Here is a 20,811-nt window from a genome sequence, read left to right as displayed (position 1 = left end):
GCGCGCCTGAACGCCGATCCACCCTAGCGCAGTCCCGGACCGGTCGTGCCGGAACTCCGGCGCCCGGCCCCCGCGCCGCGTCCCGGAGCCGCCGCATGCGCCGCTCCGGGCGGCGCGGAGGACTCGCGGACGATCAACTCGTGGTCGAGCACCTGCTCCTCGAGCTTGTCCGTCTCCGACGACCGATGCGCACGGATGCGCGCGAGGAGCAAAGTCAGCGCTTCCTCGGCCATGGTGGAGATCGGCTGGCGCACGGTGGTGAGCTCGGGCCACACGGTGGTGGCGAGCGAGGTGTCGTCGAACCCGACCACGCTCAGATCCTGCGGCACATGGAGGCCGCGGCGGTGCGCGACGCCCACCGCGGCGGCGGCCATGTCGTCGTTGCTGGCGAAGATCGCGGTCGGCGGCTCGGGCCGGTCGAGCAGCCGCTCGGCCGCGACGATCCCCGAGCGGAAGGTGAAATAGCCCTGCTCCACCGGCACCGACTTGACGTCGATCCCCGCCTCTTCGAGCGCCGCCGCGAAGCCGCGATAGCGCTCGGCGCTCGAGGTCTGGTTGGGATTGCCGCGGATGAAGCCGATCCTGCGGTGGCCGAGGTCGAGCAAATGCCGGGTCATCGCCGCGGCGCCCTCGAAATCGTCGATGCGGACGTTGAGGCTGCGCGCGGGCGGCAGCCCCATCGCGACCGAGACCCAGGGGATGCCCGCCGCCTCCAGCTCGGCGCGCACGGGCGCGGCCTCGGAAAGCGGCGGCGGCAGGATCACGCCCTCGACGCTGGTCGAGGCGAAGCTGCGCGTCGCCTCGGCCTGCTCGTCCGGCCGCTCGCTCTCGCACGCCTCGAGCACGAGATGGCATCCCGCGCGGCGCGCGGCGGCGAGCGCGCCGATCAGGAATTGCGAGAGATAGGCGGCCGACGGGTTCGAATAGAGCAGACCGATCTGCGTCGCGTCGCCCGCGGCGAGGCTGCGCGCGGCGCTGTTCGGCGAATAATTGAGCTGCTCGATCGCGGCGAGCACCGCGGCGCGCGTGGTCTCGCGCACATTGGTGCCCCCGTTGACGACGCGCGACACCGTCATCGCCGACACGCCAGCGGCGCGTGCGACGTCCTGCACGGTTACCGTACCGCGGCTTCTTCGGCTAGGTTTGCTCATCCCCGTCCTTTGTTCCCGAGGCATAGGGTGCGGTTTCTTGGAATGCAATCGACATGAAACCGGTTGCGGCCCGGTTGACCCCGCCGCCGCGCGACGATAGCTGATAGCGCTACCAAAACCCATACAAAAGGCGCGCCGTCAGCGCCGGACTCAGGAGAGCCCGATGATCGTTTCCCGCCGCTTGCCGGGCATGCCCGCCCGCCGGTTCCGCCTGGCCGCGCTCGCCGTGCTGGCCGCGACCGCGCTGACGCCGGCGCCCGCCCTGGTCGCGCATGCCCAGACCGCCCGCGCCGACAAGCCGCTCTACAAGGACGCCTCGCAGCCGATCGACGCGCGCGTCGAGGACCTGCTCAAGCGGATGACGCTCGAGGAGAAGGTCCAGCAGATGGTCGCGATCTGGCTCCACAAGGAGAAGATCCAGACCCCCGAGGGCGAGTTCGATCCCGTGAAGGCGAGCCGCAACTTCCCCGCCGGCCTCGGCCAGATCTCGCGCCCCTATGACCGCCGCGCGATCACCCAGGGCCCGGCGGCCGGCGCCGCCGCGGGCACGGTCAACCGCAACGCCGAGGACACCGCGCGCTACATCAACGCCGCGCAGCGCTGGGCGGTCGAGAAGACCCGGCTCGGCATCCCACTGATCATGCACGAGGAGGCGCTGCACGGCTATGTCGCCCCCGGCGCGACTGCCTTCCCCCAGGCGATCGCGCTCGCCAGCACCTGGAACCCCAAGCTACAGGAGCAGGTCTTCTCGGTCGCCGCCCGCGAGATGCGCGCCCGCGGCGCCAACCTCGCGCTCGCCCCCGTGGTCGACGTCGCGCGCGATCCGCGCTGGGGCCGCATCGAGGAGACCTATGGCGAGGATCCGTACCTCGTCGGCGAGATGGGCCTCGCGGCGATCCGCGGCTTCCAGGGCACCACGCTGCCGCTCGCCAAGGACAAGGTCTATGTCACGCTCAAGCACATGACCGGCCACGGCCAACCCGAGAGCGGCACCAATATCGGCCCCGCGACGGTCTCCGAGCGCACGCTGCGCGAGGTCTTCTTCCCGCCCTTCGAACGCGCGGTGACCGAGCTGCCGGTCATGTCGGTGATGCCTTCGTACAACGAGATCGACGGCATCCCGAGCCACGCCAATCGCTGGCTGCTCCACGACGTGCTGCGCCAGGAATGGGGCTTCAACGGCGTGGTGCTCAGCGACTATTTCGCGATCCGCGAGCTGATGACGCGCCACAAGATGTTCGACAATCTCGGCGACGCCGCCGTCCGCGCGCTCGACGCCACGGTCGATTTCGAGACCCCCGACGCCGAAGCCTATGCGCTGCTGCCCCAGCTGGTTCGCGAGGGCCGGGTGAGCGAGGCGCAGATCGACGAATCGGTGCGCCGCATCCTCAAGCTCAAGTTCAACGCCGGACTGTTCGAGAACCCCTATGTCGACGCCAAGGCGGCGGCGGCCAAGACCGAGACGCCCGACGCGATCGCCCTCGCCCGCGAGACGGCGCGCCAGGCGATGGTGCTGCTCAAGAACGACAAGAACCTGCTCCCGCTCGACGCGGGCAGGATCAAGCGCCTGGCGGTGATCGGCACGCATGCCAGCGACACCCCGATCGGCGGCTACAGCGACGTGCCCCGCCACGTCGTCAGCGTGCTCGAGGGGCTGAAGGCCGAGGGCAAGGGCAAGTTCGAAGTCGATTTCGCCGAGGGCGTGAAGCTCACCAAGAGCCGCGCCTGGGCCGCCGACGCGGTCGAGCTGGTCGACGACGCGACCAACGACCGCCTCCGCGCCGAGGCGATCGAGACCGCGAAGCAGGCCGACACGATCGTGCTGGTGCTCGGCGACAACGAACAGCTCAGCCGCGAGGCCTGGGCCGACAACCATCTCGGCGACCGCAACAGCCTCGAGCTGATCGGCCCGCAGAACCAGCTCGCGAAGGAGATCCTGGCGCTCGGCAAGCCGGTGGTGGTGCTGCTCCTCAACGGCCGGCCGCTCTCGGTCAAGTATCTCTCGGAGAACGCCCCCGCGCTGATCGAGGGCTGGTATCTCGGCCAGGAGACCGGCAACGCCGTCGCCGACGTCCTGTTCGGCCGGTCCAATCCGGGCGGCAAGCTGCCGGTGACGATCGCGCGCGACGTCGGCCAGCTGCCGATGTTCTACAACCACAAGCCGAGCGCGCGGCGCGGCTATCTCTTCGCCGAGACCAGCCCGCTCTATCCCTTCGGCTACGGCCTCTCCTACACCAGCTTCGACATCGCCGCCCCTGTGCTCGCGACGCCGACGATCGGGCGGTACAACAGCGTGCACGTCAGCGTCGACGTGACCAACACCGGCAGCCGCGCCGGCGACGAAGTGGTCCAGCTCTATGTCCGCGACGACCTCGCCAGCGTCACCCGGCCGGTCAAGGAACTGAAGCGCTTCGAGCGCGTCAGCCTCCAGCCCGGCGAGAAGAAGACCGTCACCTTCACGCTCACCCCGCGCGACCTGTCGCTGTGGAACGTCGACATGAAGCGCGTCGTCGAGCCCGGCACCTTCACCATCTCGTCCGGCCCGGACTCGGTGAAGCTCAAGAGCACCACGCTGACGGTGAAGTAACCCGCACAAACTCCCCTCCCTGCATGCAGGGAGGGGAGTGCGGGCTAGCTATCCAGCCACGCCGCCACCCAGAACAGCGGCGCGTTCCAGTTGATCGCCACCTCGTTCATCGAGAAGGCGTGGATGTCGTCGACCCAGCAGCGCTGCGGGGCGCATTTGCCGCGCATCGTCTTGGCGACGTCGTCGCTCATCGCCGTCGAATTGGGCCCGCCCGAGAGCACCCCCGGCGGTGGCCCGGGCAGCTTCGGGTTCAGGCTGGGCGCCCAGAAGCGATGGTGCGGGTTCAGCATCGGCCGCACGCCGTAACCGCTGACATAGGATTGGCCGAGCGGGTTGCGGCCCAGCACATAGTCCATCGCCGCGACCACGCCCTCGCGATACTTCGGCGCGCCGGTGAAGTCGTGCGCCAGCCCGAGCAGCATCGCCCGGTTGAGCAACGCGGCGTTCGAACCCCAAGGATAGTCGCGCGCGACATAGGGAATGCCATAGCCATTGCCCTTCTCGTCGGCGAGGAAGCGGTCGGCCGCCGCCACGATCGCCGCGCGCAGGCGATCGATATCGGCCTTGGGCAGGCCGTTCCGCACCGTCGCCAGGGTGATCGTCCCCAAAGGCGCCGTGCTCGGCCAGCCGGGCTCGCGCAGCGCCGCGGTGAAGTGCGGCATGTGCGTCACCACATAGCGATACTCGCCGCCGCCAGTGGTGGCGAACAGCTCGGCCGCCGCCCAGTAGAACTCGTCCGACACGTCGCCGTCGCCATAGCCGCCGCTGCCGGTGAAGCTGTTGGTGGCATAGACTTCCGGGTTGCGCTTCGCCGCCTCCCAGGCGCGCGTCGCGGCGGCGAGGCAGCGCGCGGCGAACGCGTCGTCCACCCCGCGCCAGAGCCGCGCGCACTGCGCAGCGGCGGCGGCGAGGTTGAGCGTCGCCGCAGTGGTCGGCGGATAGACCAGCCGCTCCTCGCGATCGTCCTGCGGCGGCATGGGCAGGGCGGTCCAGTTGCGGTCGGCGACCTTCTGGTGCGCCATCCCGCCGGCATCGATCTCGGCGAAGTCGGCGGGCTCGGTCTCCCAGGCGGGCTTGCCGGCCTTGGCGGGCTTGGGCGGCCCTGCCGGAACGCGCATCCGCGTGCCGTCGGCGATCTGCATCCGCAGCAGGAACTCCATCTCGAAGCGCGCCTCGTCGAGCAGGTCGCTCACGCCATTGCCGGCTTCGGGGACCTTCAGGCTGCCATCGGCAAAGGCCCCGGGCCGGCGCTCATAGGCGTTTAGCAAGGTCCACAACGAGATGCCGCCATTGACGACATATTTGCCGTGGTCGCCCGCGTCGTACCAGCCGCCGGTCAGGTCGAGCGCAGTGGCGCAGCCCTTCCAGTCGGTCCCGCGCTCGTCGCGCCCGGCGAAGCATTTCGCGACTTCCTTCGGATGCCCCGCCGGCCGCGCCCAGGCCGCGCCGACCAGCCGCGCCTCGATCGGCACGCCCGCGCGCTGATGATAGAAGAAGGCGAGCGCGTCCTTGGCGAGCGGCGCATAGATCCCCTCGCGGATCGCGAACGCATCGCTCGGCGAGCCCCCCACGACGAGGCGATAGCCCTCGCCCGGCACGCGGAAGTCGCTGAAATCGATGCGCTGCAGCTCAGCGCCCGACGCCGCATCCTTGCCCAGGACCTTCGCCTTGCCCTGCCCCACCACGCGATCGCTCGCGTCGACCAGTGTCCAGCTCAGCGATCCCGATCCGCCCCAGACGATCGCGGTCTTGGCGTCGCCGGGCTCGAATCCGATCTGGTTGAGATGGATCGGCAATGGCGGCGGGATCGCCGCACCCAGCAGGAGGGCGGTGGCGGCCACTAAGGTTGTACGCATGGAAATCCTCATCCCGTCCTTACTTCGTCACCCCCGCGAAAGCGGGGGCCCATCTCCCGGAGGCGCAACAAACCGCGCCGGCGCGTTGGTGGATGGCGTAGGAGATGGGCCCCCGCTTTCGCGGGGGTGACGGTTGAGTGGTTGAGGCTTGGCCAGCCATCACTCCCCACTCCCCGCGAACACCCCGAACGTCGAGCCGACGAAACCGCCCGCGGTCTTGGTCGTCAGCGCGTCGGTCGTCAGCTGCGTCAGCGGCCGCCATGCCAGCATCGTCACGTCGGGGCTGCCGAGGACGCGGGCATAGGAGAAGGCGTAGCGATTGCCCTGCACTTCGATGCGCAGCGCCAGCGGCTTGCCGGGCGCGATGCCGAAGGTGGCGGCGTCGACCGCGGCGACCGTCTCGCCGGCGGCGCTCGCCTTTGGCCCCTCGCGCCGGTCGAGCGCGACGACCAGCTTGCCGCCGACCTGCTTCAATCCGAGGAAGAACCAGTAATCGTCGTTCTGGAGCACCGCGATCCCGGCGCGGTCGCCGTCCTTGCCCGGCGCGAAGCGTACCACCGTCTCGGCGACCGCATTCTGGTGCTGCTGACGCCGCGCCAGGAAGGAGGGATTGGCATTGTCGCCCAGCCCCACCGGCCGCGCGGTGAGCGCGAGCGCGCCGCCCGCGAGCGCGAACCAGTTGCTGCGCGGATTGCGCAGCATCATCCAGTAAGGCGGCAGCTTCGTGCCGTCGAACTCGTCGCGCACCGTGAAGCCGCCATTGGTCGGCACCAAAGGCGCGGGCTGCGCCGGCAGCGCGGGCCGGGCATGGATCCAGGGAATCGCCTGCCCCGGATCGGTGATCCGCGGCCAGCCATTCTCCCAGCGCACCGGCATCAGGAAGGTCTCGCGCCCGATCGTGTAGAAGTCGTCGGCATAGGGCCGCACCGCAAGAAACGTCGCCCACCATTTGCCGTCGGGCGTGGTGACGAGCTGCGCGTGCCCCGCCGAGGTGATCGGATTCGCGCGGTCGCGCGGCAGGCCCCGCTGGGTGAGGATCGGATTGTCGGGATTGGCCTCGTACGGCCCGGTGACGCTCTTCGAGCGCAGGATCACCTGGCTATGGCCTTCTGCGGTGCCGCCCTCGGCACAGCTCAGATAATACCACCCGTCCTTCTTGAAGATGTGCGGCCCCTCGATCCAGATCGGCTTCTTCGAGAAATCGACCCCGCCGTTGACCAGCACCTTCCGCGGGCCGATCGTCTTGAGCGCCTTGAGATCGAACTGCTGGATCCAGATCGCGCGATGGCCCTGATATTGCGGCTCCCCCTCGGGCGGGCCGTTGTTGAGGATCCAGGTCTTGCCGTCGGCGTCGAAGAACAATGAGGGGTCGATACCGCCCACCAGATCGGGCAGCCACACCGGATCGGACCAGGGGCCCGCCGGATTCTTCGCGGTGATCACGAAATTGCCGCCGCAATCGACGCAGGTGTTGAGGATGTAGAAGGTCCCGCCCTTCGCCTGGATCGTCGGCGCGAACACCCCGCGCGACAGGCCGAGCTGCTTGAAGTCGAGCTGTTCCGGCCGGTCGATCGCATTGCCGATCTGGGTCCAGCTGACGAGGTCACGGCTGTGGAAGACCGGAATGCCGGGGAAATAGCTGAAGGTCGACGTGACGAGGTAGAAATCGCTGCCGACGCGGGTGACGCTGGGGTCCGGGTAGAAGCCCTGGAGGATCGGATTGCGATACTGGTCGGGTCCCGGCTTGTTGGCGCGGTCGACCGGATCCTCGCCGCGATATTCGAACCAGTCGAAGCTGGCCACGGGCTGGGCGACGGCGGGGGTTGCGAAGGCCAGCATGGCCGCAATCATTGCTCCCCTCCCTGCTTGCAGGGAGGGGCTGGGGGTGGGTGCGCGCGTCTGCGCGCCAAAAAGACTCACCCGCCGGCCGGAAAACAGCGCCTGCCGGGGCATCGAGCCCCGCCCGGCGCTAACCCACCCCTTGATCCCCTCCCTGGAAGGGAGGGGAAAGGACGCTTTCGCACGCGCTGGAAGTTTCATGCCGCACAATTCTCCCGGATGAAGTCGCGGTGCTTCGGCATGTAGTCGGCCGAATTGGTGACGGCCTCGCGGATATGCGCGAGCCGCGCGCGCGTCTCTTCGAGGCTCATCACCTCGGCGACCGGGTCGAAGCTCTGCGCGCCCATCAGCTGGCCGTGCATCACCGCGAACCAGCTGGTGTCGTTGAACAGTTCCTCATTCTCGCGGAAGCAGCGGCCGTGGCTCTTGAAGACGCGCATCTTCTCGGCCAGCCGCTCGGGGATCTCCATGTTGCGGCAATAGTCCCAGAAGGGCGAATCGGTCCGCTCGGTGGCGTGGTAGTGGAGCACGAGGAAGTCGCGGATCTCCTCGTAATCGGTGGTCATGATCCGGTTGTACCGGTCGACATCGGCCTGGTTGAAGTTGCGGTCCGGGAACATCGTCAGGAAGCGCGAGAGGCCGCTCTGGATCAGCCATATCGACGTGGATTCGAGCGGCTCGAGGAAGCCGCCGGCGAGCCCCATCGCCACGCAGTTCTTGATCCAGAACTTGTTGCGGTGCCCAGTGACGAACGGGACTACGCGCGGATCGGCGAGCGGCTTGCCGTCGAGGTTGCCGAGCAGGATCGACGTCGCCTCGTCGTCGGACATGTAGTCCGAGCAGAAGACATGGCCGTTGCCGATCCGGTGCTGGAGCGGGATTCGCCATTGCCAGCCGGCCGTGTGTGCGGTCGAGCGGGTATAGGGTGTCCATTCGTCGACACTCTCGCACGGCACCGCGATCGCGCGGTTGCAGGGCAGGTAGCGCGACCAGTCGGTGAACCCGGCCGTCAGCGCCCGCTCGATGATCAGCCCGCGGAAGCCCGAGCAGTCGACGAACAGGTCGCCCTCGATCTCGCTGCCGCCCTGCAGCACCACCGACTGGACGAAGCCGTCCGCGCCGCGCAGCTTCACGTCGACGATTTTGCCCTCGCGGCGGACCACCCCGCGCTCCTCCGCATAGCCGCGCAGGAAGCGCGCATAGAGGCCGGCGTCGAAGTGGAAGGCATAAGCGATGTCGGAAAGCGGCGAGCGCCCCGCGTCGATCGAGCGCATGAACTTGCCCATCTGCCCGGCCTTGGCCTGGAGCGACCATTCGTCGATATCCGGCGCCTCGCCGAGCTGGTGCAGCCGCAGGAAATAGGCGTGGAACGACACCCCCTGCATGTCGACGCCGTACTTGCCGAAGGGGTGGAAATAGGTGTGCCCCTGCCGCCCCCAGTTCACGAACTGGATGCCGAGCTTGAAGCTGCCCTTGGTCTTGGCGACGAACTCGTTCTCGTCGAGCCCGAGCATGCGGTTGAAGGTCGCCATCTGCGGGATGGTCGCCTCGCCCACGCCGATGATGCCGATCTCGTCCGATTCGACCAGGGTGATGCTGGCGTATTCGGGGCCCAGGATGCGCGCGAGCGTGGCGGCGGTCATCCATCCGGCGGTGCCGCCGCCGACGATGACGATGTTGCGGATGCGATTGTCGGTCATTCCTGTCCTCAACGGGCGGCCGCCATCGCCGGCGGCGGTGCGGCGCGGCAGTGGCGGGCGAGATAGTCTGCGTGGCCGGGCATGGCGTCGGCGGCGCGGGCGAAGATGCCGCGGATGCGCTCGATCATCGGGCGCAATTGGTTGACGTCGAGCGCGTCGGCCACCGGATCCCAGCCCTGCGGCGTGACGCCCTGCCCGCGCATCACCGCGATCCAGCTCGTCTCGGCGAACAGTTCGTCGTCGCGGCGGAAGATCCGGCCGCGGTTGCGGAACAAAGCGATGCGCTGCGCCAGGCTCTCGGGCACCTCCATCTCGCGGACGTGGCGCCACAGTTCACCCGGGCGTTCGTTCGCCTTGTAGTGGAAGATGACGAAGTCGCGGACTTGCTCGTACTGGGTCCGGGTGAGGTCGTTATACATGTCGCGCTCGGCATCGCCCCAGCCGCGGTCGGGCAGCAAGGCGAGCAGGCGCGAGATGCCCGACTGGATCAAGTGGATGCTCGTCGATTCGAGCGGCTCGAGGAAGCCCGAGGAGAGCCCGAGCGCGACGCAATTGCGGTTCCAGGCGAGCTTGCGGCGCCCCGTGGTGAAGCGCAGCGGGCGCGGATCGGCGAGCGCCTCGCCCTCGAGGTTGCCGAGCAGGGTCGCCGCCGCCTCGTCGTCGGAGAGATGCGCGCTCGAATAGACATAGCCGTTGCCGGTGCGGTGCTGGAGCGGGATGCGCCATTGCCAGCCCGCCTCGCGCGCGGTGGCGCGCGTATAGGGGGTGAGCGCGCCGACATTGGCCGAAGGCACGGCCACCGCGCGGTCGCACGGCAGCCAGTGCGTCCAATCCTCATAGCCGGTGTGGAGCGCTTCCTCGATCAGCAGCCCGCGAAAGCCCGAGCAGTCGACGAACAATTCGCCCTCGATCCGCTCGCCGCTCTCGAGCGTCACCGCCTCGATGAAGCCGTCCTCGCCGCGCAGCGCGACATGCGTTATCCGCCCCTCGCGGCGGACGACGCCGCGCTGCTCGGAATAAGCGCGCAGATAGGCGGCGTAGAGCGAGGCGTCGAAATGATAGGCCTGCACCATCGAGGCGAGCGGCGAGCCCTGGTCGCCGCTCGGGGCGGCGTAGCGGTTGCGATATGCCGCGGTCGCGCAGAGGCTGTATTCCTCGAGCGGCGCCGCCAGGCCGAGCGCGTGGAGCTTCTGCCAGATCTGGTGGAAGCGCACGCCCTCGACGTCGAAGCCGAACTCGCCGAAGGGGTGCATGTAGCGCTCGCCGGGGCGCCCCCAGCCGACGAACTCGATGCCGAGCTTCATCGAGCCCTGGGTGTGGGCGAGGAAATGGTTCTCGTCGATGCCGAGCATCGCGTTGAAGGTGCGGATCGGCGGGATCGTCGCCTCGCCGACCCCGACGATGCCGATCGCTTCCGATTCGACCAAGGTCACCTGCACGCCCGCGCGCACCATGCGGGCGAGCGCGGCGGCCGCCATCCAGCCGGCGGTGCCGCCGCCGACGATGACGATGCTCCGGATCGGGGGCGTCGTCATCCGCGGGGGACGCCGACGCGACGGGTCAAAACGAACAAATTTCCCTCCCCTTCCACGATGTTAGCGCTCCCACTTCCTGAACCGCAGCGGCGGAGGCCGGGACCCTTGTCACGTTGCATCGCAGCAAAACCGTTGCAAAATCAGCACATAAGCACGGCATTGTCACTATCTCTCTTGATCTTTGCCGCCGATCTCCGTTACCCCTGTCAAATAACTACAACAATTCGCGCCAGCCAATGGTAGCGGTAACACTAAGAGGGGGGACGCTGAATGCGCAAGCATTACGCTATTGATGCATCTCATGAAGCTGCGAAACTGAGGGCCGGGCTGCTCCGCGCGGGGGTGTCCGCCGCGGCCTTGTGCCTGTTCGGCGCCGGCTCTGCCTGGGCGCAGACCGAAGGCGCGTCGGCCCAGACCACGCCCGCCGCGGCCCAGGACACCGAAGCGACTGCCCAGACCGAGGAAGAGATCGTCGTCCAGGGCTATCGCCAGTCGCTGCAGAGCGCGCAGCAGATCAAGAAGAACTCCGACGTCATCGTCGACTCGGTCACCGCCGAGGATATCGGCGCCCTTCCCGACCGCTCGATCACCGAGACCCTCCAGCGCATCCCGGGCGTCGCGATCAACCGCTTCGCCGCCGGCGTCGATCCGGACCACTTCTCGGTCGAGGGCTCGGGCGTGGTCGTCCGCGGCCTCACCTATGTCCGCTCCGAATTCAACGGCCGCGAGGCGTTCAGCGCCAATAACGGCCGCGCCCTGAGTTTCGCCGACGTGCCCTCCGAGCTGATGGGCGGCGTCGACGTGTTCAAGTCGCCCTCGGCCGATCGCATCGAAGGCGGCATCGCCGGCGTGGTCAATCTGCGCACGCGCAAGCCGTTCGACGCCAAGGGCCTCGTCCTCGCCGCCTCGGCCGAGATGAACTATGGCGACTTCCAGAAGGATCCGAGCGCCAATCTCAACGTGGTGATCAGCAATCGCTGGGAAACGGGGATCGGCGAGTTCGGCCTTCTCGCCAGCGCGTCCTATTCGAACCTCAAGAGCCGCGCCGACCGACTGCAGGTGTCGAGCTTCCGCATCCGCAACCTCTATTCGGACGGCGACGTCGTCCAGAATCCCGGTGCCACCCAGGTCGGCCGCGTGGTCTTCCCGCGCGGCGCCGTGCTCGGCAGCCAGGAGTTCGACCGCACCCGCTACGGCTATTCGGCCGCGGCGCAGTGGCGCAGCAACGACGGCTCGATGGAGGCGGTGTTCCAGTTCCTGCGCTCGGATGCGCGACAGGCGTGGAACGAGCACACCGTCGAGATCGCGACCGACAACGTCTCCGGCAACGGCGATTCGCGCCGCGTGCCGGGCACGACGCTGGAATTCGACGATGACGGCCTGTTCACCAGCGGGACGATCACCGGCCCGACAGGCTGGCGTGCGGACCAGTTCACGGGCGCCGCGCGCGTGCCGATGATGGGCCTGCAGAGCAACAACATCCAGCGCAGCCATACCGAGAAGCTGGTCACCGACGATTACGGCTTCAACTTCAAATGGGACGTGAACGAGCGGCTCGGCGTCACGGTCGACTATCAGCACGTCCAGTCGAGCACCTATGTCCTCGACAACACGCTGTGGAACTCGACCTACCAGAACGCGTCGATCCAGCTGAACGGCGACGATTATCCGACGATCCAGTTCCTGGCGCCGCAGGTCTGCAACGGGCCCGCGGCCAATTCGCAAGACCCGCCGGGCGCCGATTTCGATTGCGCCGGCTTCGGCAGCCGCGCCGCGGAAAGCATCACCCCGGGACAGCGATACGCGCCGAGCTATTTCGGTGCGGGTCACAACAGCTTCACCGATCCGTACAACAGCTTCCCGCGCGCCGCGATGGACCATGTCGAGGACAGCGACGGCAATTCGGACGCGGCCCGGCTCGATCTCGAATATGCCTTCCCCGAGAGCGGCTTCCTGAAGTCGATCCGCGCGGGCGTGCGCTATGCCGATCGCGATCAGACGGCGCGATTCTCGACCTACAATTGGGGGCGCATCTCCGAGCAGTGGGGCAATAACGGTCCGGTCTGGCTCGACGAGAATGTCGACGGCGTGGCCGGCGGCAGCGGCGGGACGCCGCAGCTCACGGGCTACAACGTACCCTATTATTTCGACAATTTCTTCCAGGGCCAGGCGCCCAATCCGCTCGGCGGACAGGGTCGCCTGTTCTACGGCCCGGACACGGTCAAGAACTATGCGCAGTACGTCGCCTATGCGACGCTGGCCAACCGCGAATGGGAGGCGGCGGTCGCCAACTGCCCGAGCGACAGCGTGGTGCGCAACGGCGGCTGGAACCCGCTGGCCAATCGCTGCGGCGTGGTCGCGGGCACCTGGTTCCTGCCGGGCGAGATCAACCCGATCAACGAGACCAACAAGGCCGCCTACATCATGGCGCGGTTCGACAGCGAGCTCGGCAACGGCATGCGCCTCACGGGCAATGTCGGCGTCCGCTACACGTCGACCAAGCGCAACTCGCAGGGCGTGCAGCAATATACCTACGGCACCACCTATCTGCCCACCGAGGCGACCTGCCTCGCGCCGCCGGCCGATGCCTCGCAGGCGGTGCAGGGCTTCTGCTCCTTCCCGCTCGCGACGCGAACGGCGGTGCGGAACTTCCAGAACGGCGCGCTCGTGGAGTCGCCCGGCGAGACCAATTATGACTATTGGCTGCCGAGCGTTAACCTGAAGCTCGAAGTGGGCGGCGGCCTCCAGTTCCGCGCTGCCTATTTCAAGGGCGTCGCGCCGCCCGCCACCGGCCTCATCCGCAACTATGGCGCGGTCGCAGTGAACGCGGTGCAGAACACCAACGCCGACGGCACCATCATCCCGAACAGCTACCGGCTGCAGGCGACCGTCAACCGCGGCAATCCCTTCCTGCTGCCGGTCGAGGCCGACAATTTCGACCTGACCGCGGAATGGTATTTCTCCAATGTCGGCCAGCTTACCGTCTCGGGCTTCTACAAGCGGCTCAAGAACGTGCTGACCAACACCACCACGCGCACGGCCTACACCAACAACGGCGCGACCTTCGACGCGGTGGTCACCGCGCCGGGCAACGCTCCGGAGACGGGGACGATCAAGGGCGTCGAGGTCGCCTATCAGCAGACCTTCGACTTCCTGCCGGGCTTCCTCAAGGGCCTCGGCCTCCAGGCGAACTACACCTATATCGACTCCAAGGGCGTTCCGCAGAGCACCCTTTCGGAGACCGATCCGGACGTCGGCGCCGGCCGCGTGACCACGGTGGATCTCACCAGCCTGCCGCTGCAGGGGCTTTCGAAGCACACGGTGAACATCACGCCGTTCTTCGATGCCGGGCCGCTCTCGCTGCGTGCGACCTATTCGTGGCGGTCGGACTTCCTGCTGACCATCCGCGACGTGATCGTGCCCAACGACCCGATCATCAACAAGGCGACCGGCCAGCTCGACGCCTCGATCTTCTATGCCCTGTCGGACAATGTGAAGATCGGTATCCAGGGGTCGAACCTGCTCAACGAAGTGGTGAAGACCAAGGCCGTGATCCGGGGCCTCGACGGCGAGAATATCGAGGTGCCGCGCGGCTGGTACATGAACGACCGGCGCATCGCGGGCATCATGCGCTTCAGCTTCTGATCGTTTCCTGCTTACACCCTGCCCTGGCGCCGCTGGTTTCACCCGCGGCGCCATTTTTTTGCCCTTCCCGCCCCGGCGAAGGCGGGAACCTGGTCGCCGGACGGCCGCGATGGTTGGAGGCTCCTCATTTGCGCAGCTGCTGGGCCCCGGCCTTCGCCGGGGTAGCGCGGTGGCCCGATCAAGTTCTAGGTCGTACCGATATTCAAATCCTCCCCCGCCAGGGGGAGGTGGCACGCGCAGCGTGACGGAGGGGGAGGTAAGCAGCGCACTCTCCAATTGAGCGCAGTGATTCCGCCCCCTCCGTCAGCCTGTGGCTGACACCTCCCCCTGGCGGGGGAGGATTGAAAGTCCTCGCTCGCCTGAATGTCGATACGTCCTAGGATTCACCCATGACCGCCTCCCCCGCCCCCATTCGCGAGATCGCCGTCCCGGACGGCGCGCACTTCCGCCGCCACGTGGTCGGCAGCTATGCGCCGGTGGTGATCCGCGGGCTGGTGCGCGACTGGCCGGTGGTCGCCGCGGGCATGGACTCGGTCGAGGCTGCGGCGGCGCATCTGCTGCGCTTCGATCGCGGCGCCGCGGCCGAGGCGTTCATCGGGCCGCCCGGGATCGGCGGCCGGTTCTTCTATTCGCCCGACATGACGGGCTTCAATTTCGAGCGGCGGCGCGGCAGCTTCGCCGAATTGCTGCGCTATCTGCAGGGCATCGTCGGCAAGGAATCCGCACCGTCGGTCTATGCCGGCGCGCTCGAGACCGCGGCGATGCTGCCCGGCTTCGCCGAGGCCAATCCCCTGCCCCTGCTCGAAGGGCTCGATGCGCCGCCGCGGGTCTGGCTGGGCAACCGCTCGACGATCAGCACCCATTTCGACGCGTCGGATAATGTCGCCTGCGTCGCGGCCGGCCGGCGGCGCTTCACGCTCTTCCCGCCCGATCATATCCACAATCTCTATGTCGGCCCGCTCGATCGTACCGTGGCGGGGCAGCCGACGAGCATGGTCGAGCTGAACGATCCGGATTTCGAGCGCTTCCCGCGCTTCCGCGAGGCGCTCGCGGCGGCGCAGTCGGCCGAACTCGAGCCCGGCGACGCGATCTACATCCCTGCCTTGTGGTGGCACCAGGTCGATGCGCTCGCGCCGTTCAACCTGCTGGTCAATTACTGGTGGAACGATTCGCCCGACGCGTCGGCGCGGTTCGACGCGATGGTGCATGCCGTGCTGATGATCAGCCATCTGCCGCCCGAGCGGCGCGATGCCTGGGCGGCGATGTTCGACACCTTCGTCTTCCGCCGCCACGGCGACCCCGCCGCGCATCTCACGCCCGAGCACCGCAACGTGCTCGGAGAGCCGACGCCGCAGCTCCGCCAGTACATCAAGGCCTATCTGACGCGCGGGCTCCAGCGGCCCTAGGTCGCGGCTTCTCTAATCCTCCCCCGCCAGGGGGAGGTGGCACGCGCAGCGTGACGGAGGGGGCGGAATCACTGCGCTCCATTGCAGAGTACGCTGCTTACCTCCCCCTCCGACGCCTTCGGCGCCACCTCCCCCTGGCGGGGGAGGATTTGTATATCGACACGACCTCCCCTTTTCATGGAGGGGGACCGGTTACTTCCCACTCCCCGGCGCGTACGGCGTCCGGATCGCCTTGTACCAGTCGAGGTCGTGCGGCGGCGCGGCGTGGCCCGCGGGAAGCGGCCGCTTCGAGACCGACTGGAAATAGGCGATAGACGCATCGCGCCACCACTTCGCTTCCTGCCGCTGGATCGCGAGGAAGTCGCGAACCTCGGCCCAGCGGGCATCGTCCACCTTGCCCTTGAGTCCATCCCACGAAGCCTGCATCGCCCTCACCGCGTCGACCCCGCGATCGTAGCGGACGACCAGTTCGTCCCACAGGTTGCGGCCCGAGCGGGTGCGATAGTCCCAGGGCAGATGGTGGAACCAGAGCAGGAACTTCTCGGGCACGCGCTTCGGGTCGCCGAACTGCGCGGCGACCTCCGGGGCGTACTGGCCCACCGCGTCGGTGCCCTTGGCGGTGCGGTCGAAGCCGATCCCGCGGGCGTCGGCCTTGTGGTAATAGACCGGGTTCCATTCGGGGCGCGCGAGATCGGCGATCCAGGGCCCCGGGCCATAGTGATGCCCGGTCGCCATCAGGTGTGCGAGCCCGAGCGGCGTCATGTAGTCGACCACCGCCTCGCGCGAGCCCATCATCATGGCGACGATCGGGCCGGTGACCGCGGGGTCGTTGCCCCAGGTCATCGCCGCCCAGTCGCGCGCGATCGGCTCTGCCTTGGCGTCGGGGTCCCAGGCGAAGCGGCCGAAGGCGTACCAGTTCGCCTGGTCGAACTGCGATCCCGACCAGTTGAAGTCGCTGCCGATATTGGCGACTCCCGCCATCCCCGTCGCCGCGCCCGCCTCGACCGGGGTGGCCAGCACCCGGGCGACGGTCCAGCCCTTGCGCGGCCGGAAGGTATCGGCCTGGAGCGCCTCCTCCCACATCGTGCCGAGATAGGCGAGGTGCGTCGCGAAGCCGAGATATTCCTTGGTGATCTGGAACTCCATCATCAGCGGCGTGCGAGGCATCGCGCCGAACAGCGGATGGAAGGGCTCGCGCGGCTGGAAGTCGATCGCGCCGTTCTTGACCTGGACGAGCACATTGTCGCGGAACTTGCCGTCCAGCGGCTGGAACTCGGTGTACGCCTGCTTGTGGCGGTCGTCGGGATTCTCGGCGGCGTAGACGAAGGCGCGCCACATCAGCACGCCGCCGTGCGGCGCGAGCGCGTCGGCGAACATGTTGGCACCCTCGGCATGGCTGCGCTTGTAGTCCGCGGGGCCGGGCTGGCCCTCGGAATTGGCCTTGACCAGGAAGCCGCCGAAATCGGGGATCACGCGGTAGATCTCGTCGGTCTTGGCCTTCCACCAAGCGGCGACCTTGGGGTCGAGCGGATCGGCGGTCTTGAGCCCGCCTATCTCGATCGGCGCGGAGAAGCGCGCGGTCAGGTATACCTTGATCCCATAGGGCCGGAACACGTCCGCCAGCGCCTTCACCTTCTGCAGCCATTCGGGCCGCAGCACGTCGGCATTGGCGTTGACGTTGGTGAGCACCGTGCCGTTGATGCCGATCGACGCGTTGGCGCGGGCATAATCGGTGTAGCGCGGGTCCTTGTAGTCGGGCAGCTTCTGCCAGTCCCAGATCGACTGGCCGGCATAGCCGCGCTCGACGTGGCGATCGAGATTGTCCCAATGGTTGAGCACGCGGACCTTGAGCCGGGGCGCGTCGGCCAGGTCGAGATTGTCGATCGGCTGGCGCGTCTGCATCAGCTTGAGGAAGCGGAACACGCCGTAGAGCACGCCGATATCCCGATTCGCCGCGATCACCGTCACGCGCTTGCCCTCGATGGTCGCGCTACGGATGAGATAGCCCTCGGGCCCGAGCTGCGCGAGCGGCAGGCCGAGCGGGGCGATATGCGGCGACTTGGCGGTGCCGAGCACGATCGCCCCGTCGCGCATCACCGTATGGCGGCGCACCGGCGCATAGCCGATCATGCCCTCCAGCCCGCGGCGCAGCTCGTCGAGCGCCGCATCGATCGTCGGGCTGAGGCTCGGCGCGGTGACGTGCGTCGTCGCCGCCCCATAGCGCTCCCGCCATTCGGGCTCGACCGGCTGGTAGCGCAACCACAGGTCGTACCCGGTCTCGGCACGCGCGCTCGCGGGCAGCATCGCGCTCAACAGGAGCAGCAAGAAAGCAAGGAACCGCCGCATCGTCATCCTCTCATCGACCCGATCTTTCGCCGTGCGTTGACAAGGCGATAGCAGCTTGCCCATGGTAGCGCTACCAGCACGCGCACGCTCCGGTGCGCCCGGTTAGGAGAGCAAAATGGGTGCGCAACGCGCCGAGATCGTTTCCGCGCGCGTGATCGTCACCTGCCCCGGACGCAACTTCGTCACCCTGCGCATCGAGACGCGCGACGGCGTCTACGGCCTCGGCGACGCGACCCTCAACGGCCGCGAGCTGGCGGTGGCGAGCTATCTCGAGGACCATGCCATCCCCTGCCTGATCGGCCGCGACGCGCATCGTATCGAGGATATCTGGCAATATCTCTACAAGGGCGCGTACTGGCGCCGCGGGCCGGTGACGATGAGCGCCATCGCCGCGGTCGACATGGCCCTGTGGGACATCAAGGGCAAGATTGCCGGCCTCCCCGTCTACCAGCTCCTCGGCGGCGCCAGCCGCGAGGGCTGCATGGTCTACGGCCATGCCAACGGCACGACGATCGAGGAGACGATCGAGCGCGCCATCGCGCATCGCGAGCAGGGCTACAAGGCGATCCGGCTCCAGTCGGGTGTTCCCGGGCTCGCGGCGACCTATGGCGTCGGCAAGGCCGGCCAGCGCTACGAACCCGCCGACGCCGCGCTCCCGAGCGAGAGCCTCTGGTCGACCGAGAAGTACATGCGCTCGGTGGCGCCGCTCTTCGAGAAGGCCCGCGACGCACTCGGCTGGGACGTCCACCTGCTCCACGACATCCACCACCGCCTCACGCCCATCGAGGCGGGCCGGCTCGGCAAGGAGCTCGAGCCCTATCGCCCCTTCTGGCTCGAGGATCCCACCCCGGCCGAGAACCAGGCCGGCTTCCGCCTGATCCGCCAGCACACCACCGCGCCGATCGCGGTGGGCGAGATCTTCAACTCGATCTGGGACGCCAAGCAGCTGATCGAGGAGCAATTGATCGACTATGTCCGCGCCACCGTCGTCCATGCCGGCGGCCTGACGCATCTGCGCCGCATCGCCGCGCTCGCCGATCTCCACCAGGTCCGCACCGGCTGCCACGGCGCGACCGACCTTTCGCCGGTGACGATGGCGGCGGCGCTGCACTTCGGCCTGTCGGTCCCCAATTTCGGCATCCAGGAGCTGATGCCGCATACCGAGGAGACGGAAGCGGTCTTCCCGCACGCCTATCGCTATGCCGACGGCATGATGCACCCGGGCGAGGCGCCTGGCCTCGGCGTCGAGATCGACGAGGAGCTCGCCGCCAAATACGAATACAAACGCGCCTATCTTCCGGTCGCCCGGCTCGAGGACGGCACGATCTTCAGTTGGTGATCCCGTCGTCCCGGCGAAAGCCGGGATCTCGCTCCGCGAGCCTTGCGCTCGCGGCCTGAGGCCCCGGCTTCCGCCGGGGTGACGGGGATAGAATAGGAGAGGAGCATGACGGGACTCACACGCCGCGAGATGCTGGCCGCCACCGCCGCCTGCGCGGCCGCTGCGCCCGCCTTCGCCCAAACACCGGAGCCCTCGCTCCACGTGCTCGCCAAGGCCAAGGGCATGCGCTTCGGCTCGTGCTTCGCCTGGAGCGCCCCGGGCGCCGATGCCGGCTCCTTCGCCAACCCCGCCTACGCCGCCTTGCTGGAGCGCGATTGCGGCATTCTCGTCCCCGAGAACGAGTTCAAATGGCAGCGGGTGCGGCCCGATCCGGCCACGTTCGACGTCACGCGCTTCGCCGACATGCTCGATTATGCCGAGGGCAAGGGCATGGCGATGCGCGGCCACACCCTGTTGTGGCACAAGTCCCAGTTCTTCCCGAAATGGCTCAACGAATACGACTTCGGCCCCAACCCGCGCGCCAAAGGCGAGAAGCTGCTCACCGGCCATATCCGCACGCTCTGCCGCCTCTATGGCGACCGGATCGTCAGTTTCGACGTGGTCAACGAGACGATCGACGAGAAGACCGGGCTGCAACGCGAGACCTCGCTGTCCAGGGCGTTCGGCGATGCCGACGCGATGGTCGACCTGGCCTTCCACACCGCGCGCCAGCACGCGCCCAGGGCCGAATTGGTCTACAACGACTATATGAGCTGGGAGCCCGGCAACGAGAAGCACCGCGCCGGCGTGCTCCGGCTGCTCGAGGGCTTCCGCAAGCGGAACGTGCCCGTCGACGCGCTCGGCGTGCAATCGCATATCGGGATCTTCGGCGGCAGCCCCGGTCAGGCCGCCGCCCGGCAGGAAGGCGAATGGCGTCGCTTCCTCGATGCGGTGACCGCGATGGGCTACAAGCTGCTCATCACCGAGTTCGACGTCAACGATCGCGCGCTGCCGAGCGACGCGAAGATCCGCGACGCCGCCGTCGCCGCTTATGCCGACGCCTATCTCGAGATCATGTTCGGCTATCCCCAGCTGCGCGACGTGCTCGTCTGGGGGATGTGCGACAAATATGGCTGGCTGAACGGCTTCAGCCCCCGCGCCGACCGCACCCATCAGCGCGCGACGCCCTTTGACGACAAGTTCCGCGCCAAGCCGCTGCGCGACGTCTTCGCCAAGCGCTTCGCCGCTGCGGCGGTGCGGGTTTGAGGTGGGGGGGCCTTCATCCTCCCCCGCCAGGGGGAGGTGGCGCGCGCCGCGTGACGGAGGGGGCGGAGCCATTGCAGGGTACGCAGCTTACCTCCCCCTCCGACGCCTTCGGCGCCCCCTCCCCCTGGCGGGGGAGGATTGAAAGGCTCGCACGCCTGAATC

Annotated in this window: 11 protein-coding genes; 5 read left to right on the top strand and 6 right to left on the bottom strand. The window is 67.9% G+C overall.

Features of this window, described 5'->3' with window-relative positions; genetic code table 11:
• Positions 1-23: 23 nt before the first annotated feature.
• Positions 24-1,151: a LacI family DNA-binding transcriptional regulator gene (locus MT490_RS06870; protein WP_297385482.1), complete on the bottom strand. Its 1,128-nt coding sequence runs from the start codon at positions 1,149-1,151 to the stop codon at positions 24-26.
• Between the two features lie 163 nt (positions 1,152-1,314).
• Here MT490_RS06870 and MT490_RS06865 point away from each other — a divergent pair, with 163 nt between their 5' ends.
• Entirely contained in the window at positions 1,315-3,738 is a 2,424-nt protein-coding gene (locus tag MT490_RS06865; RefSeq protein WP_297385480.1) for a glycoside hydrolase family 3 N-terminal domain-containing protein, read from the top strand.
• Positions 3,739-3,782: 44 nt separating this feature from the next.
• Here MT490_RS06865 and MT490_RS06860 read toward each other — a convergent pair whose 3' ends face one another.
• The 4 genes from MT490_RS06860 to MT490_RS06845 all read right to left on the bottom strand — a co-directional run bounded on the left by MT490_RS06860 (position 3,783) and on the right by MT490_RS06845 (position 10,668).
• A complete protein-coding gene (locus MT490_RS06860) occupies positions 3,783-5,594 on the bottom strand; it encodes a glycoside hydrolase family 9 protein (protein ID WP_297385478.1) in 1,812 nt (603 codons plus the stop codon).
• Positions 5,595-5,753: 159 nt separating this feature from the next.
• Entirely contained in the window at positions 5,754-7,445 is a 1,692-nt protein-coding gene (locus MT490_RS06855; protein WP_297385476.1) for a glycoside hydrolase family 43 protein, read from the bottom strand.
• Between the two features lie 185 nt (positions 7,446-7,630).
• Positions 7,631-9,133: a tryptophan halogenase family protein gene (locus MT490_RS06850; protein ID WP_297385474.1), complete on the bottom strand. Its 1,503-nt coding sequence runs from the start codon at positions 9,131-9,133 to the stop codon at positions 7,631-7,633.
• Between the two features lie 8 nt (positions 9,134-9,141).
• Positions 9,142-10,668 carry a tryptophan halogenase family protein gene (locus tag MT490_RS06845; RefSeq protein ID WP_297385472.1) on the bottom strand — a complete coding sequence of 509 codons (1,527 nt, stop codon included), beginning with the start codon at positions 10,666-10,668 and terminating at the stop codon, positions 9,142-9,144.
• 270 nt (positions 10,669-10,938) lie between these two features.
• On the opposite strand from MT490_RS06845, the gene MT490_RS06840 reads away from it, so the two are divergent.
• A complete protein-coding gene (locus tag MT490_RS06840) occupies positions 10,939-14,313 on the top strand; it encodes a TonB-dependent receptor (RefSeq protein ID WP_297385470.1) in 3,375 nt (1,124 codons plus the stop codon).
• Between the two features lie 389 nt (positions 14,314-14,702).
• A complete protein-coding gene (locus tag MT490_RS06835) occupies positions 14,703-15,719 on the top strand; it encodes a cupin-like domain-containing protein (protein WP_297385468.1) in 1,017 nt (338 codons plus the stop codon).
• Positions 15,720-15,911: 192 nt separating this feature from the next.
• Here MT490_RS06835 and MT490_RS06830 read toward each other — a convergent pair whose 3' ends face one another.
• Positions 15,912-18,065: an alpha-glucuronidase family glycosyl hydrolase gene (locus MT490_RS06830; RefSeq protein WP_297385466.1), complete on the bottom strand. Its 2,154-nt coding sequence runs from the start codon at positions 18,063-18,065 to the stop codon at positions 15,912-15,914.
• Between the two features lie 115 nt (positions 18,066-18,180).
• Here MT490_RS06830 and manD point away from each other — a divergent pair, with 115 nt between their 5' ends.
• Complete coding sequence (gene manD / locus MT490_RS06825) at positions 18,181-19,404, top strand: D-mannonate dehydratase ManD (protein ID WP_297385465.1); 1,224 nt, start codon at positions 18,181-18,183, stop codon at positions 19,402-19,404.
• Positions 19,405-19,509: 105 nt separating this feature from the next.
• On the top strand, positions 19,510-20,649 hold the full coding sequence (locus MT490_RS06820) for an endo-1,4-beta-xylanase (RefSeq protein WP_297385463.1): 1,140 nt from the start codon (positions 19,510-19,512) through the stop codon (positions 20,647-20,649).
• Positions 20,650-20,811: the final 162 nt, after the last annotated feature.

This window comes from Sphingomonas sp. (genome assembly GCF_026460985.1).
Classification (GTDB): Bacteria; Pseudomonadota; Alphaproteobacteria; order Sphingomonadales; family Sphingomonadaceae; genus Sphingomonas.
The sequence above is the reverse complement of the archived record's forward strand: the minus strand, read 5'-3'. Positions and strand labels throughout refer to the sequence as shown.